The following is a 17,170-nucleotide window of genomic DNA, read 5'->3' on the forward strand; positions in this document are numbered from 1 at the left end:
AATTATATGTTTATTTAGTTTGTCTAAATTCTTTAAGTAGTGACTCGTTGTGAGAACTACTGAGGTAAAAACTGTGTTCCTATGCTTTTACCTGAAAACAGTTGTGTTAGCTTTTCTGGGTATCGCCAAGTAGCGACTTCGATTGGTCGTCCGAGGTCGTTGGCGGCTTCTAGTGCGGCTTGAACCTTAACGATCATGCCGTCAGTAATCACTTTGCCTGCAATAAGGTCATCGGCTTGTTGTTGATTAAGGCTTGGAATGAGGTGGCCTTTGCCATCCAGCACACCACTTACATCAGAAAGAAGAACCAGTTCAGCATCAAGTGCGCCAGCAACGGCAACCGCGGCTTGGTCGGCATTGACGTTCATCAGTTGACCTTGCTCAGTTAGACCAATTGAGCTGATGATTGGCAGTGCGCCAGCATTAAGAATCGCTTGCAGGACGGTTGAGTCGCCCGGCTCCGCTTTTCCTACCGCACCCAGTTCAGGGTTCAGTTCGCTAACTTTGCATAAACCACCATCCGCTAGGCTCAAACCAACAGCATTGATACCGTCTTTAATCGCCTGACCTTGCAGTAATTTATTCGCCGTACCCGCTAGTGCACCCGCAATCACAGGGATCTGATCATAAGGAGTAACACGTAACCCTTCTTTCTTAACAGTTTCGAGGTTCAACTTATTCATCAAATCATCAACAAGGTAACCACCACCGTGAACAATCACGATTGGTCGTTGTGCTTGTTGTTGGTAAGCAGAGATAGCACCAAATAACTTGCTAAGTGTTTCACCACAAGATAGCGCAGCGCCACCTAACTTTATGATTAATGGTTGATTATTAAGGCTCATATCTAGATTTCCTTACACTAACGCAGTTAATGGCGCAAAACCATAACGTAAATTTAAACACTGCATCGCTTGGCTAGATGCACCTTTTAATAAGTTATCAATCGCTGAAACAACGATGATGTGTTGACCTTGAACCTTCCAACCTAAATCGCAGAAAGGCGTTTGTTCTACATCTTGAATTCTTGGCAATGTCTCTTCGAGTAATCTCACCGCAGGTTTACCTTGGTAAGCTTGCTCAAAGGCATCTTGTATCTGTTGTTCTGTCACGCCTTCAGCCAATTTCATGGTGACGGTCGCTAAAATACCGCGCTTAAAGTTGCCGAGGTGCGGAGTAAAAATCACATCACATCCTAAGTGTGCAGCCATTTCAGGTTGATGACGGTGATTGAAGACGCCGTAAGCTTGCAGACTCACTTCGCAGAAGCTGTTAACCATGGTCGCCTTACGACCTGCTCCTGTAACACCACTGGTTGCGTTAATCACAGGCCATTGGTTCTCATCCAGCAACTTCGCTTCAACCAAAGGCTTAATCGCCAATTGTGATGCGGTTGGGTAACAACCTGCGACTGCGACAAGTTGAGCTTCTTTAATCGCTTGCTCATTCCATTCCGCTAAACCGTAAGCGGCTTTATCTAGCCATTGTTCGTGTTGGTGTTCAAAACCGTAGAACTCTTGGTAGAAGTTCTCGCCTTTAACTCTGAAGGCACCCGATAGGTCGAACACTTGGCAATCGTTCTCTAGAAAGATTGGCGCTAGGTCGTGACTTACTTCGTGTGCAGTGGCTAAGAAAATCACATCAGACTGCTTTGCCACTTCTTCTGGATTCGTTAATGGTTGTACTGGCATATCAATCAAGCCAGCTAACTTACCGTGCAGTGCCGCAATAGGTTTACCTGCGTCTACACTATTGGCTGAGACATATAAACCTGATAGCGTGAGCTCTGGGTGTCTGTTTATCATTAGAGCCAGTTCTGCTCCTGTGTAGCCGCTTGCGCCAATGATCGTGGTTTTCAACATCTCAACACATCCATTTCTGAGGTAAGTTACATTTCAAAATTTGACTATTCATACTTAATTTTTAGCTTTATTTGATTTCTTATGCATTAAATATGATTTAATATGTGTTTTACCGACTTATAGTTTTCCTGTCAATAGTAGAAGTGAAGATATTATGCAATTACCGAGTTTTCTTGAGGTCTACAAAGGCCTAATTTCCACCGACTCTATTAGTTCTACCGATCCAAGCTGGGATCATGGCAACGAAAAAGTGATCGAAAAAATAGCTCAATGGTTTAAAGACTTGGGCTTTAGCGTAGAGGTCGTGGAAGTCGAGCCCGGCAAACATAATATGGTCGCAAAGATGGGTTCTGGTGAAGGTGGCTTACTATTAGCGGGACACAGCGACACCGTTCCATTTGATGAAGGGCGTTGGAACTTCAACCCCCACGCACTGACAGAGCACAATAATCGCTTCTACGGATTGGGCACGGCCGACATGAAAGGCTTCTTCGCTTTCGTTTATGAGGCAGCAAAGAAGATGGATTGGAGTAAACAGGCAAAGCCACTTTATGTATTGGCAACCTGTGATGAAGAGACCACCATGCTAGGTGCACGTCACTTCACGGAGAATGCACCATTTAAACCGGACTACTGCATCATTGGAGAGCCGACTAGCCTAGTGCCGATTCGCGGACACAAAGGCCACGTAGCAAATGCAGTGCGAGTAACCGGTAAATCAGGTCACTCTTCTGATCCTGCATTAGGCGTCAACGCCATCGAGATCATGCATGAAGTGTTATTTGCATTAATGCAACTGCGTGACAAGTTAGTCAAAGAGTACCATCACCCAGGTTTTGCGATTCCAAGCCCCACTCTTAACCTTGGCCATATTCATGGTGGCGACAGCGCTAACCGTATCTGTGGTTGTTGTGAGTTGCATTACGATGTGCGTCCTTTACCGGGTATCAGCTTAGATGGCTTGGATAACATGCTGCGCAGCGCGCTGAAAGAAGTGGAAGCAAAATGGCCGGGCAGAATTGAAATTACGCCACTGCACGAACCTATCCCGGGCTACGAGTGCCAACACGACCATCCATTTATCGGTGGCATGGAATCCGTTTGCGAAACTGAATCGCAAACCGTGAACTACTGTACCGAGGCGCCTTTCCTTCAAGAACTTTGCCCAACCTTAGTTCTGGGACCGGGCTCAATCGACCAAGCTCACCAACCGGATGAGTTCTTAAGCTTCGATTTTATCGATCCAACGATTGATGTTCTGAGTAAATCCATCCGTAAATATTGTTTCTAGTTATTGCTACCCTTTCGATATTTTTTTATAAAAGCCGCCCCAAAAGGTGGCTTTTATTCTTCTATCCCTGCCAAAGCCTGATCTTGTAATTAAATTTCACTTTATTCCGAAGTCTTAGAAAATTTACTTATCCCGCATTTCGAAAACTAATAATTGCAAACTTAGAATGCTTTATTTGACTAGATACAGCAGTTTTCGCTAGATTGTGTACTTAACAAGGAACAATGGATGTAATTTTTTTACGAGGCAGGATGACAATGAACGAGAAATACGCCGCTCTCAAGAGTAACGTAAGCATGCTGGGACGCTTGCTAGGTAACACAATCCAAGATGCACATGGTGACGTTATCTTAGAGAAAGTGGAAACTATCCGTAAACTTTCCAAATCCGCCCGCGCAGGCAACAAAGCTGACCGTGACAGCCTAGTTGAAGAAATCAAAAACCTGCCGAACGAACAACTCACTCCTGTTGCTCGTGCATTTAACCAATTTCTCAACCTCACCAACATGGCAGAGCAGTACCACACCATCTCTCGCCACTGTGAGGAGCATGTTTGCGAACCAGACGTGCTGCAATCTCTATTTTCCAAATTAAACCAGAATGACATCAGCAAGCTAGATGCGGCTCAAGCCGTTCGCGACCTGAACATTGAACTCGTTCTGACTGCACACCCAACAGAAATCACTCGTCGCACCATGATCAACAAGCTAGTTAAGATCAACGAGTGTCTGTCTAAATTAGAATTAAGCGACCTATCGCACAAAGAGCGCGTGAAAACCGAACGTCGCCTAGAGCAACTTATCGCTCAAGGTTGGCACTCTGACGTGATTCGTCAGCAACGCCCAACGCCACTTGATGAAGCTAAGTGGGGCTTTGCGGTTGTAGAAAACTCGCTTTGGGAAGCCGTTCCTGATTTCCTACGTGAAATGGATGGCCGACTAAAAGGCTATCTTGGTGAAGGCCTGCCGATTGATGCACGCCCGGTACACTTCTCATCTTGGATGGGCGGTGACCGCGATGGTAACCCATTCGTAACGCACACCATCACTAAAGAAGTGCTACGCCTATCTCGCTGGAAAGCTGCAGACCTTTACCTAGGTGACGTTAACGAGCTAATTACCGAACTGTCGATGACTAAGTGTAATGATGCGGTTCGTGAGTTAGCAGGTGATGAGCATGAAGCTTACCGTGCAATCTTGAAGAACCTACGCACTCTGCTGAACAACACGCTAGAAGTGCTGGATGCAAAACTGCATGACACTGAGGTTCCTAAGAAAGAAACACTACAGAACATCGAGCAACTTTGGACACCGCTTTACGCGTGTTACCAATCGCTGCACGAATGTGGCATGGGCGTAATCGCAGACGGTTCTCTGCTTGATACTCTGCGCCGCCTAAAAGCGTTCGGTGTACACCTAGTTCGTCTCGATGTTCGTCAAGAAAGTACCCGTCACTCAGATGTGCTGTCTGAACTGACTCGCTACCTAGGCATTGGCGATTACGACCAATGGAGCGAGCAAGACAAGATTGCTTTCTTAACCAATGAATTAAGCTCTAAGCGCCCATTACTTCCTCGCGATTGGGAGCCATCTGAACAGGTTAAAGAGGTTTTAGACACCTGTAAGGTCATAGCTGCTCAACCTCGTGAAGCCTTCGGTGCTTACGTAATTTCTATGGCACGTACTGCATCAGATGTACTGGCTGTTCACTTGCTACTTCAAGAATGTGGCTGCCCATACCGCATGGACGTATGTCCACTGTTCGAAACGCTAGACGACTTGAACAACTCAGAAGCAGTAATGAAACAGCTAATGAGCATCGACTTGTACCGTGGTTTTATTCAGAACCACCAAATGGTAATGATCGGATACTCTGACTCAGCGAAAGATGCGGGCGTAATGTCTGCAGGTTGGGCTCAATACGATGCAATGGACAAGCTGGTTAAGGTTTGTGATGAAGAAGGCATTGAACTGACTCTATTCCACGGTCGTGGCGGTACGGTTGGTCGTGGTGGTGCGCCAGCGCACGCTGCTCTTCTTTCTCAGCCACCTAAGAGCTTGAAAGGCGGTTTACGTGTAACTGAGCAAGGCGAAATGATCCGCTTTAAGCTTGGCTTGCCAGATGTTGCTGTGAACAGCTTCAACCTTTACGCAAGTGCGATTCTAGAAGCGAACCTTCTGCCACCACCAGAGCCAAAACAAGAGTGGCGCGACCTAATGGAAGTGCTGTCTCAAGTGTCTTGTGAGGCCTACCGTAACGTGGTTCGTGGCGAAGAGAAATTCGTACCTTACTTCCGTCAAGCGACACCTGAACTAGAGCTAGGCAAACTGCCTCTTGGTTCTCGCCCTGCGAAACGTAACCCGAACGGCGGCGTAGAAAGCCTACGTGCGATCCCGTGGATCTTCTCTTGGAGTCAAAACCGTTTGGTACTGCCTGCATGGTTAGGCGCTGGTGAAGCGATTCAGTACTCAGTAGACCAAGGCCATCAAGCCCTACTAGAAGAGATGTGTCGCGAGTGGCCATTCTTCTCTACCCGTCTAGGTATGTTGGAAATGGTGTACTCGAAGTGCAACATGGAAATCGCTAAGTACTACGACCAACGTCTTGTTGACGAAGAGCTATTACCGTTAGGTGAGTTGCTGCGTGAACAGCTGCAAAAAGACATCAAAGCGGTACTGAATGTTGAGAACAACGAGAACCTAATGCAGAGCGACCCTTGGGGACTTGAGTCAATCCGCCTACGTAACATCTACGTTGAGCCACTAAACATGCTTCAAGCTGAGCTGCTTTACCGTACTCGTAAGTGTGAAACACCACCAGCAGAGCTTGAAGAAGCGCTAATGGTGACGATTGCAGGCATAGCAGCAGGCATGCGAAACACTGGTTAATTAGTGATTCCTGCTATAAAATAGACAAAAGGTCGCCCAGTGTGACCTTTTTATTTCATAAAATAAGCAATGCTGAGTTTTTTGTCAGTTTTTTGGGTTATTTTGTCCATGTATTCTACTTTATGCTTATTATTTAGATATACTACTGCTCCGCTGCGGAAGCACTCCAAAAAATAATCTGCAGCATCTTGACCAATAAACTGGTCAACCTAGGTGATAAACGGCTTTGTAAGGTGACATAACCAACCGATGAGTTGGTGCTACTTAGACATAACCAATATAACGTGCCATTAGAAGCACACTTGTTGTTTAAGTATTTATTTACTGTTTACCATTTGGATTTCAGACATGTCATTACCACACGTAATTCTAACCGTTTTAAGTACACGCGATGCTACTGGTTACGATATCACAAAAGAATTCTCCGCAAGCATTGGTTACTTCTGGAAAGCTAGCCACCAACAAGTTTACCGCGAGCTAAATAAAATGGCTCAGAACGACCAGGTAACTTGCGTGCTTGAGCCTCAAGAAGGCAAACCTGATCGTAAAGTTTACTCTATCACTGATGCTGGCCGTGGCGCGCTAGGTGAATGGTTTGAACAACCAACTGCACACCCAACCGTTCGTGACGAGTTCTCAGCTAAGCTAATGGCTTGCGCTGTACAACCTTCTGACGCTTACCGTGTACAACTTGCTGAGCTAGTAGAAGAGTCTCGCAAACTGGTTTCTCACTACCGTGAAATCGAAGCGGCTTACTACGCAACGCCATCAACACTAGACAAGCAAGCACGCCTTGAGCGTCTTACTCTTCGTCGTAACCTACTTATCCGTGAAGCATGGATTGTATGGGCTGAAGAAGTACTGCTTGAACTTGGCGCTCTTGCTTAAGCTAGAAGCTAGAAGCTAGAAGCTAGAAGCTAGAAGCTAGAAGCTAGAAGCTAGAAGCTAGAAGCTAGAAGCTAGAAAAGCAAAAGGCTTGAACTCTTAGAGTCCAAGCCTTTTTTGTATCTATAGGATTTGAAATTTTACAGCCAGAGGCTTTTTACAAGCGCTTAGGCTTTACTTCTTAGACTTTACTTAAAGCGCAGCGACTTGCGGACGAACACCTAATGTGTGGCAAAGTGCGTAAGTCATTTCTGCACGGTTTAGCGTGTAGAAGTGGAAGTCTTTCACACCTTCGCGGCTCAGTGTACGAACCATATCAATCGCTTGGCTAGCACCAACAAGCTGGCGAGTCGTTGGATCATCATCCAAACCTTCAAACTGCTTCGCCATCCAGCCTGGTACTTTTACGTTGTTCATCGCAGCAAAGCGAGACGCTTGCTTGAAGTTAGAAACCGGTAGGATGCCCGGTACAATCTCAACATCCACACCTGCCGCCACACAGCGGTCACGAAAGCGTAGGTAGCTCTCTACATCAAAGAAGAACTGAGTGATGGCACGGTTAGCACCGGCATCCACTTTACGTTTTAGGTTAATAAGATCCGATTGAGCGCTTTTTGCTTCAGGGTGAACCTCTGGGAATGCCGCCACTGAGATATCAAAGTCGTGACGAGATTTTAGTAGCTCAACTAGGTCAGATGCGTACATCTCTGGCGCGCCGCCGCCTGCTGGAATATCACCACGCAGCGCAACAATGCTCTCGATACCATTCGCCCAGTAATCGTCGGCGATCTGAATCAGCTCTTCACGGCTCGCATCAATACACGTTAGGTGTGGCGCTGCGACTAGACCTGTTTGGTTTTTGATTTCTTTAATGATTGAGTGGGTACGATCACGTTCACCCGAGTTTGCACCGTAGGTTACTGATACAAATTTTGGCTGAAGTGTTTTAAGACGGTGAACAGAATTCCACAGGGTCTCTTCCATCTTCTCACTGCTTGGTGGAAAAAACTCAAATGACACATTGATGTTGTCAGAAAGCTCAGCGATATTCTGATTTAAAGCGTCGATATGACTAGCGTGTGTGTATCCCATCTTACTCTCCCTGTGGCAAAAGCGACCACTAAAATCTCAAATCCTTAAACGACGTTTAGACGTCTATATGTCTGTAGGATGTATTGAATACGATTTAATGTCAACAGATCCATTGTGAATTTTTCTCAAGTAGATCGTGAGTAAAACTCAAGTAGTTAGATGACTCGCAAAGCAGAAATAATGTAGAAAAAAGGCTGAAAAACACATCGTGCTTTCAGCCTTATTTATCTTAGTGAATAGTATGCCATTTAGACGCTAAACCAACCGATCTGAGTATCAGAACAAACTAGACATTCTGTTTAGGTCTGATTGAATTGCACCTGCCGTTACTTCACGACCTGCACCCGGGCCACGAATAACCAATGGATTATCTTTGTACCACTTGCTCTCAATCGCAAAGATATTATCGCAAGGCAGCAAGTTCGCTAGGGCGTGTTCTTTAGATAGGGCTTCAACGCCTACGGTTGCCTTACCATTCTTCTCTAAACGCGCAACGTAACGCAGAACCTTTTGTTGAGAGTGCGCTTTCTCTAAACGTTCAGCTAACTCTTCACTCAGTACAGAAGCCTTATCAAAGAAGTCATCTACCGACAGGTCTTGCAACTCTTCAGGTACCAATGATTCCACTTTTACGTTTTCAGGCTCGATGTCCAAGCCCGATTCACGCGCCAGAATCACCAGCTTACGCATCACGTCTGAACCATCTAGGTCAGCACGAGGGTCAGGTTCAGTCAGGCCTTGTTGCCATGCTAAGTCGACCAACTCACTGAACGGCACGGTGCCATCAAACTGTTGGAACAACCAAGACAACGTGCCCGAAAAAATACCAGACAACGCAATGATGTCATCGCCACTTTCACGCAAGTCACGTACCGTGTGGTTAATCGGCAAACCTGCACCAACGGTCGCGTTGTACAACCAATGACGGCTGATCTTCGCGAAGGCATCTTGTACCTGATGGTAATACTCGCTTGATGCAGAGCCTGCCACCTTGTTCGCCGAAATCAGGTGAATACCTTGTTGGGCGATTTGCAGATATTTTGCTGCAAGTACCGGGCTCGCAGTCACATCCAGAACCACGGCTTCATCGTAACCCTGAATAGAGCCCAAACGCTCTAACCAGTCGTTACCATTGTTGGCAATCGCTTCGTCGTCAAAGCGCTTACCTACCGAAGTCGCATCAATACCTTGGTCATCGAACCAATAGGTTTGGCTATCAACCACGGCAACCAATTCAAAGTTCATTCCACGACGTTTTTCGAGTTCCGCTTTTTGCTCAGCAAACAGGCTCAACCAGCTTGAACCAATGTTGCCCTTACCACATAAAGCAATCGCAACACGCTTCTGCGCTTGGAATAGTTGAGAGTGAATGCCTTTCACTAGGCTTGATGTTTCACTCTTGCGAATCACTGCCACTAAGCTCAAGCCAGAGTTAGCTTCTGAGATGAATTCAACCGGCGAGCTCTTAAGCTGTTGGTAGAAACCGTAACAGTGGTTCGGATTCTTAGTCACGCCAGCACCCACGGCAGCAATCAAAGAGAAACCCTCTTTAAGCTTAATCTCAGCTTCAATCGCGTGGTCTTGTAGATATTCTAAAGCGCCACCAGCGATCTCTTCTGTATAAGCAAGACGCAGGCAGTGTTGATCCGGTTCAAGCTCATAAGCAAGCGGCTCAAGTTGAGCACGCTTAAGCCCTTCAAGCACTTCACTCTCTAGACGGTCAAAATCATGGCCGTGACCAAACGTCAGCTGTACGATAAGCACTTCATCTAAAGAGGTAATGATTTTCGCGCCACGACCCGATGCCAGTACACGTTCTATCTGTGTAGAGCCCGCCTCTGGCTGATAGCTACAGCGTAAGCTTAAGTCCATAGCACTTTGAGCTACAGGCTGTAGCGTTCGGCTGTGAAGCACTGGAGCCGCTAAACGAGCTAACTCACTCGCTTCATCAAGGCGAAGCAGAGGTAGTAAGCATGCATCCGAAACCAAACGAGGGTCAGCGCTGTATACACCAGCTACATCACTCCAAATTGTTACGCGTTCAACCTCAGCCAAAGCACCAATCACAGTTGCAGAGTAATCCGAACCGTTACGGCCAAGTAGTACCGTTTCACCTTCAGTGTTTTGAGCCATAAAGCCAGTAATCACGACGCGGCAATGTGCATGCTGCGCCAAGGCTTCTTTAATCAGAGGATAAGAACGTGCGCGGTCAACTTCAGGTTGAGCACCTACTTCTGCACGCAAAAAGGCCCGTGCATCTTGAGCTACCGCTTGTAAATCATGTTGGCACAACAAAGCGGCTAATAGACGTGAAGACCAAACCTCACCATGTCCTAGTACTTGTGCTTTTTGCGCTTCGCTTAAAGGAGCCATTAGCTCACCCAAAGCGGTAAATTCTTGTTGAATGGTGGCCGTTAGCTGAGCCGCAGACTCACCTTCAAGCAGCGCTTCAATCAGCTCAAGTTGGAACTGACGAAGTGCTTGCAAACATTCATGGGCGATACGACCATCTTTGTCGAGCGCTTCAACAAACTCAATCAAGCGGTTAGTTGTTTTACCCGCTGCCGATACCACGACCAAGTCAGTGGCTGATGAGTATTCTCTAAGAATGTTGACCACGCGCTGGTAACACTCAGGATTCGCTAAGCTGCTGCCACCAAATTTATGTAGCTGGCGAAAGGTTGCCATTATTAACCCTCCCCTTCAGCGATAAAGCCTTGTGTCTTTTCAAACGCTTGCTTGAGGTCATCAATCAAGTCTTCAGCATCTTCAAGGCCAACAGAAAGACGCAATAACTGTTGAGAAACGCCCGCTTCTGCCAGTGCTTCTTCACCCATCGCACGGTGCGTCATCGACGCAGGGTGACAAATCAAGCTTTCAACACCGCCCAGCGACTCCGCCAAAGAGAACAGCTCTAACTTATCGACAAAGTACTTAAGCGCCTCGAATGAGCCTGCAAACTCGAAGCTCAGCATTGAGCCAAAGCCAGACTGCTGCTTCTTCGCGATATCATGACCCGGATGTTCAGGAAGGCTTGGGTGGTAAATAGTACCAACGAGATCTTGCTGCTGCAGAGACGCAAGAATTTCACGTGAACTCTCTTCGTGAACTCGCATACGCGCACCTAGCGTACGAATACCACGTAGAGTCATGTAGCTATCAAATGGTGTGCCGGTCGCACCAATACAGTTACCCCACCACGCTAGCTCTTCAGCGTGCTCTTCAGTTTTGGTGACCACAACGCCACCAATAACGTCCGAGTGTCCGTTGATGTACTTAGTGGTTGAGTGGATAACAAAATCCGCACCCAGCTCTAAAGGCTTTTGGAACACTGGAGTCAAAAACGTGTTGTCGACAGCAACCAGAGCACCAACCTCTTTCGCTTTACGACAAGTTTCTGCAATATCAACCACACGAACCAAAGGATTCGATGGTGTTTCAATTAAGATCAACTTTGGCTTAAGCGCGATCGCCGCATCCAGCGCGGCTTGATCCGATTGATCAACAAACAGAACTTTGAAGTCACCTTTAAGTGAGCGTGTGTTAAACAGACGGTAAGTACCACCGTAGCAGTCGTGTGGCGCGATAATAAGATCATCGCCACCTAGAAAAGCAGAAACCCATAAGTTTAGCGCCGAGGTACCACAGTTAGTGACAACCGCGCCTTTGCCCGATTCAAGCTCAAACAGTGCCGTTTCTAATAAACCGCGATTTGGGTTACCAGAACGGGTGTAATCGTACTTTGGCACTTCACCAAAAGCGGGAAACCCATAGTTAGTCGAAAGATAAATAGGTGGGACAACGGCATGGTGTTGCGTGTCTGACTCGATACCAGTACGTACTGCGATTGTTGCTGGCTTCCGGCTGCTCATAGGTGCTTCCTTACAAGTTTTTCGTCTGAGAATCACAGCTGCTTGTCGGCATTTTGCGGCTGTGTTAGATATATGTTATTCACTTTACTTTCATAAACGTGAGACGTCAACACTTCTAGACGTCTATATGTCTTTGCTTATGGCGGTAAATCCCGCTAAAATCACCACTATTAATTTATTCTAACAACTAAAGTGATGAAGGTACGCAATGGCCGACTGGAATGGTGAATACATAAGCCCATATGCTGAGCATGGAAAGAAAAGCGAACAAGTAAAGAAAATTACAGTTTCTATCCCTCTAAAAGTGTTAAAGGTTCTAACTGACGAGCGTACTCGCCGCCAGATTAACAACCTACGCCATGCAACAAACAGTGAGCTACTGTGCGAAGCCTTTCTACATGCGTACACAGGCCAACCACTACCAACGGATGAAGACCTTCGTAAAGACCGCCCAGACGATATTCCTGCTGAAGTGAAAAAACTGATGACAGAGATGGGTATCGAGTTCGAAGCATTTGACGAAGAATAAAAACAACTCAGTCACTGCCTTCATTATTGATTCGCTCTAGCTGAACCTTATTGATCACATCGTGCATTGTTTTTATGACTGCGCTATGAATGATAGACATAAAAAACCGACTCCAGATGAGTCGGTTTTTTATTATTCTTTTCGCTCAATAGAGCAGTAGCTATAACGAGCTATTAAGCCATATAGTTAGCAGGCATCTCGATACGAGCAACGCCAGACTCAACAGCCGCTTCCGCTACTGCTTTTGCTACGCGAGGAAGTAAACGTGGGTCCATTGGCTTAGGAATAATGTAATCTTTACCAAACTCCAGCGCAGACTCACCCGCTGCAGCCAATACTTCGGCCGGAACTGCTTCTTTCGCCAGTTCACGAATCGCTTTCACCGCCGCTAGCTTCATTTCGTCATTGATTTCGCTTGCACGCACATCTAGCGCACCACGGAAAATGAATGGGAAACAAAGTACGTTGTTTACTTGGTTAGGGTAATCACTGCGGCCTGTACCCATGATAAGGTCAGAACGAACTTCGTGAGCAAGTTCTGGCTTGATCTCTGGATCTGGGTTTGAACATGCAAACACAACTGGCTTATCTGCCATTAGCGTTAGTGCTTCAGCTGGAAGCAGGTTAGGACCCGATACACCCAAGAACAGGTCAGCGCCTTCGATAACATCTTCAAGCGTGCGCTTATCAGTGTTGTTTGCGAACAACTCTTTATATTCATTCAGGTCGTCACGACGAGTGTGGATCACACCTTTACGGTCAAGCATGTAGATCTTCTCACGCTGAGCGCCACACTTAATCAGTAGTTCCATACATGCAACCGCTGCTGCGCCAGCACCTAAACAAACGATCTTACACTCTTCTAGCTTCTTGCCTTGAAGCTCGATCGCGTTCAACATACCTGCTGCTGTTACAATCGCAGTACCGTGTTGGTCATCGTGGAATACTGGTACATCACAACGCTCAATCAGACGACGTTCAATCTCAAAACAGTCTGGTGCTTTGATGTCTTCTAGGTTAATACCGCCGAATGTATCTGCAATGTTCGCAACTGTATCAACGAACTCATCGATTGTGCGGTGTTTTACTTCAATATCGATAGAATCTAAACCAGCAAAACGCTTAAACAGTAGCGCTTTACCTTCCATAACTGGTTTAGAGGCAATAGGACCAAGGTTACCTAGGCCAAGAATCGCTGTACCGTTAGAGATAACAGCAACCATGTTGCCCTTACCTGTGTACTTATAGACGTTATCAACGTTCTGTGCGATCTCGCGAACAGGCTCAGCCACGCCTGGGCTGTATGCAAGTGCTAGGTCTTCTGCAGAGTTTGCAGGCTTCGTCAGTTCTACGGCAATTTTGCCTGGAATCGGGAACTCATGATAATCAAGAGCTTGCTGACGGAATTGTTCTTGAGGCGATAAAGATTCTTGAGAGGATTGAGCTTGGCTGCTGTCTTCAGACATAGGTGTAGGTTCCTAGGATATTATTATTTGGGGGATCTTGTTCATGTTAATGGATGTACTTCAAAGTTCCTAGGTGGTTGAAGCCTCTGTCTCATTAAAAAACGAGATTTCACTACTAATAAGACCAGTGAGCAGTTGAAATTACTATCGCTTGTTGAACTTTCACGCGGATTTACAGTGGTGAGCGATAAGCCAAGAATGACCCGATAATATTCAGTTAAGCAGCTTATTGTTGAAGAGAGTGAAAGCTTGAGGTGAAAGTCTGTGTTTTATCGGATTTCAGACAACAAAAAAGGACACCGAAGTGTCCTTTTTATGTCTAAATAGCGAGAATTACTTCTTGCTAGAAAGAGCACCGAAACGCTTGTTGAAGCGATCAACACGGCCGCCTGTATCTACGATACGTTGCTTACCAGTGTAGAACGGGTGACATTTGTCACATACGTCTAGGTGGATTGATTCTTTTGCTAGCGTTGAGTTGAACTCAAAAGTGTTGCCGCAAGAACAAGTAGCAGTAACTGCTTTGTATTCTGGGTGGATTCCAGCTTTCATGGGATAACCTCAAGTAGGCCGTGTCGCTATACGATTCTAAGCCGCACACCACACGTAGTTTAAAAAAGAAATAAAGACACCGCTCATCACTAAAGCGCGACGAAGCCATACCTTTAAGGCGCAGTATAGTAATGAATCTGTGAAGTAGGATCAACTGATTTGATACATTTTTCGCCAATATCGGCATTATTTCCTTTGCTGACTGTGATTCTTGGCTTGCCCCAACCTCACCCGCTTCTCTGCCACATCACATTCAAACTGCTTCTCGAATTTAACCGCCTTATCCTTTAGACTGTTCGCTCTCGTCAACTCAGATAAAGCCGTCCCTTTATGCGTCCAATGATTGCCCGTGTGGCACTGCCTGTTCCACTCGACAAGCAGTTCGATTACAAGATTCCAAACCACCTATTTCCGATTATTGGTGGACGAGTCTCTGTGCCTTTTGGACGACAAACCTTAACTGGAATAGTTACGGCTCTGGTTAACGAATCCGAATTCGAGCTAGACAAGCTCAAGCCAATTAAAGCGCTATTGGATAACCAACCTGTTTGGCCTGAATCTGTCTACTCACTGTTAACGTGGTGCAGTCAGTTCTATCAATACCCATTAGGTGAAACCTTTGCCAATGCCCTACCGAGTGCGTTACGCAAAGGCAAAGCGGCCGACTTCGCGACACTGGTCGAATGGCAACTGACACCATCAGGTCGAGACCAACTGATGCAAGGCTTTGGTCGTGCTGTTAAGCAAGCCAAAGTGATGCACATGCTTGAGCACGGCCCCGTTCCTCATCAAGAGTTCATTGATGAAGAGGTTGGCAGCGCAGTACTCAAGACGCTAGAAGAAAAAGGCTGGATTGAATCGGTTGAGAAAAAGCCGAAGCGCCAGCCGTGGCCTACCGACCTAGAAAACGACCTAGACAAACCTAAGCTCAATGCAGAACAAGCTATCGCGATCGCGACAGTCAATAGCCAGACTGACTTTGGCTGCTTCTTATTAGAGGGCGTTACCGGCTCAGGTAAGACAGAGGTCTATCTGAATATGATCAAGCCAATACTCGATAAGGGTAAACAGGCTTTGGTCTTGGTACCTGAAATAGGCCTCACTCCACAGACCATCAATCGCTTTAAACGACGCTTTAATGTGCCTGTTGAGGTTATCCACTCTGGGTTAAACGATTCTGAGCGACTGAATGCGTGGTTATCGGCGCGCGATAAAATAGCGGGCATTGTAATTGGTACCCGTTCCGCCCTGTTCACACCGTTTTCGGATTTGGGCATTATCATTGTCGATGAAGAGCACGATGCCTCTTATAAACAACAAGACAGTCTGCGCTACCACGCTCGTGATGTCGCGATCATGCGTGCTCACAAAGCACAGATTCCAGTTGTGTTAGGTTCAGCAACACCCGCTTTTGAAACGCTGCATAATGCTCAGATAGGCAAATACAGCTACCTCACCCTTACTTCACGTGCGGGGGTCGCACTGCCGACCACCAACAAAGTGTTAGATGTAAAAGGCGAATATCTGGAAAGTGGTTTATCGGCATCACTCATTGCCGAGATGCAACGACACCTGAAAGCCGGCAACCAAGTGATGTTGTTCCTAAATCGTCGTGGGTTTTCTCCGGCATTGATGTGTCACGACTGTGGGTGGACAGCTGAGTGTAAACGCTGCGATGCCTACTACACCTATCACCAATACAGCAATGAAATGCGTTGCCACCACTGTGGCTCACAGCAGCATATCGTGCACAACTGCCAAGGTTGTGGTTCTGCTAACTTGGTGACGGTAGGTGTGGGTACTGAACAGCTTGAAGCGCAGCTTGGTCAGCTATTCCCTGAATACAAAACCATACGTATTGACCGCGACAGCACCCGCCGTAAAGGCAGCTTAGAAAGCGCATTAGAGTCGATTCGTAAGGGCGAATACCAAATCCTGATTGGTACACAGATGCTGGCCAAGGGTCATCACTTCCCTGACGTGACACTTGTGGCGTTATTGGATGTCGATGGCTCTTTATATAGCAGTGATTTCCGAGCGTCTGAACGCCTTGCTCAGTTGTTTATACAAGTCGCTGGACGTGCAGGCCGTGCAAGCAAACCCGGTGAAGTGATATTACAAACGCATCATCCAGAACATGGGTTACTGCAGGCGCTGCTACACAAAGACTACAACCACTTTGCTCAGACTGCTTTAGCAGAACGCAAACAAGCGATGTTGCCTCCTTATACGTTCATGACGCTATTTAGAGCTGAAGCAAATGACACGCGCTTGGTGGAAGAGTTCTTACGTCAAGTGCGCCATACATTGGAATCACATCCACTGTTCGACCAATATTGCATAGTGTTGGGGCCAACTCCTGCGCCATTAGCCAAACGAGCGGGCAAATCTCGTTGGCAGTTAATCTTACAAACTCAGACGCGCTCGTTAATGCAGAAGCTATTAATGAGTGCCAAGCCGGCCATCAATATGTTACCCGCTGCGAAAAAAGTGCGCTGGTCACTCGATATTGAGCCGCAAGATTTGAGCTAAACCCACTTGGGTTAAAACTAATGATAAGTTTGTTCACAAATATTTCATGTTTCTCGTGAGCAACTTCACACTAGTCATGTAATTTTTGTTAATCTAGCCGTAACTTTACACAGATTAAACGAATAAAATATTGCAATAAAAAAAGTGTTAGCAACACTTTCACAATATCTATTCGATTACATTTATCATTCACGCCTTAGA

12 protein-coding genes are annotated in these 17,170 nt (G+C 46.4%); 5 read left to right on the forward strand and 7 right to left on the reverse strand.

All coding sequences use genetic code 11. The features are described from left to right. Positions 1-56: 56 nt before the first annotated feature. Positions 57-845 (reverse strand): acetylglutamate kinase, encoded by a 789-nt coding sequence (gene argB, locus L1D22_RS18370; protein WP_017063686.1) that lies wholly within the window; start codon positions 843-845, stop codon positions 57-59. Positions 846-857: 12 nt separating this feature from the next. Continuing rightward, entirely contained in the window at positions 858-1,862 is a 1,005-nt protein-coding gene (gene argC, locus L1D22_RS18375; RefSeq protein WP_239830792.1) for an N-acetyl-gamma-glutamyl-phosphate reductase, read from the reverse strand. Between the two features lie 154 nt (positions 1,863-2,016). Here argC and argE point away from each other — a divergent pair, with 154 nt between their 5' ends. From argE to L1D22_RS18390, 3 genes are all read left to right on the forward strand, one after another. Then, complete coding sequence (gene argE / locus L1D22_RS18380) at positions 2,017-3,153, forward strand: acetylornithine deacetylase (protein WP_239830793.1); 1,137 nt, start codon at positions 2,017-2,019, stop codon at positions 3,151-3,153. A gap of 251 nt (positions 3,154-3,404) precedes the next feature. Beyond that, complete coding sequence (ppc, locus tag L1D22_RS18385) at positions 3,405-6,041, forward strand: phosphoenolpyruvate carboxylase (RefSeq protein WP_239830794.1); 2,637 nt, start codon at positions 3,405-3,407, stop codon at positions 6,039-6,041. Positions 6,042-6,389: 348 nt separating this feature from the next. Then, entirely contained in the window at positions 6,390-6,929 is a 540-nt protein-coding gene (locus L1D22_RS18390; RefSeq protein WP_017061141.1) for a PadR family transcriptional regulator, read from the forward strand. Positions 6,930-7,118: 189 nt separating this feature from the next. On the opposite strand, the gene metF is transcribed toward L1D22_RS18390, so the two are convergent. The 3 genes from metF to L1D22_RS18405 all read right to left on the reverse strand — a co-directional run bounded on the left by metF (position 7,119) and on the right by L1D22_RS18405 (position 11,890). After that, on the reverse strand, positions 7,119-8,018 hold the full coding sequence (metF, locus tag L1D22_RS18395) for a methylenetetrahydrofolate reductase (RefSeq protein WP_004729683.1): 900 nt from the start codon (positions 8,016-8,018) through the stop codon (positions 7,119-7,121). Between the two features lie 276 nt (positions 8,019-8,294). Beyond that, entirely contained in the window at positions 8,295-10,706 is a 2,412-nt protein-coding gene (locus tag L1D22_RS18400; RefSeq protein WP_239830795.1) for a bifunctional aspartate kinase/homoserine dehydrogenase II, read from the reverse strand. A gap of 2 nt (positions 10,707-10,708) precedes the next feature. Next, complete coding sequence (locus L1D22_RS18405) at positions 10,709-11,890, reverse strand: O-succinylhomoserine (thiol)-lyase (protein ID WP_017632080.1); 1,182 nt, start codon at positions 11,888-11,890, stop codon at positions 10,709-10,711. A 208-nt stretch (positions 11,891-12,098) separates the two neighbouring features. Here L1D22_RS18405 and metJ point away from each other — a divergent pair, with 208 nt between their 5' ends. After that, positions 12,099-12,419: a met regulon transcriptional regulator MetJ gene (gene metJ, locus L1D22_RS18410; RefSeq protein ID WP_004415993.1), complete on the forward strand. Its 321-nt coding sequence runs from the start codon at positions 12,099-12,101 to the stop codon at positions 12,417-12,419. A gap of 173 nt (positions 12,420-12,592) precedes the next feature. Here metJ and L1D22_RS18415 read toward each other — a convergent pair whose 3' ends face one another. Both L1D22_RS18415 and rpmE read right to left on the reverse strand, forming a co-directional pair. Then, positions 12,593-13,885, reverse strand: coding sequence for a malic enzyme-like NAD(P)-binding protein (locus tag L1D22_RS18415; RefSeq protein ID WP_239830796.1), 1,293 nt, complete (start codon positions 13,883-13,885; stop codon positions 12,593-12,595). Positions 13,886-14,218: 333 nt separating this feature from the next. Then, positions 14,219-14,437, reverse strand: a complete 219-nt coding sequence (gene rpmE / locus L1D22_RS18420; protein WP_004737142.1) for a 50S ribosomal protein L31 — start codon at positions 14,435-14,437, stop codon at positions 14,219-14,221. Positions 14,438-14,767: 330 nt separating this feature from the next. On the opposite strand from rpmE, the gene priA reads away from it, so the two are divergent. After that, entirely contained in the window at positions 14,768-16,969 is a 2,202-nt protein-coding gene (priA, locus tag L1D22_RS18425; RefSeq protein ID WP_239830797.1) for a primosomal protein N', read from the forward strand. Positions 16,970-17,170 lie beyond the last annotated feature (201 nt).

It is taken from the genome of Vibrio sp. Isolate34 (genome assembly GCF_022397915.1).
Taxonomy (GTDB): Bacteria; Pseudomonadota; Gammaproteobacteria; order Enterobacterales; family Vibrionaceae; genus Vibrio.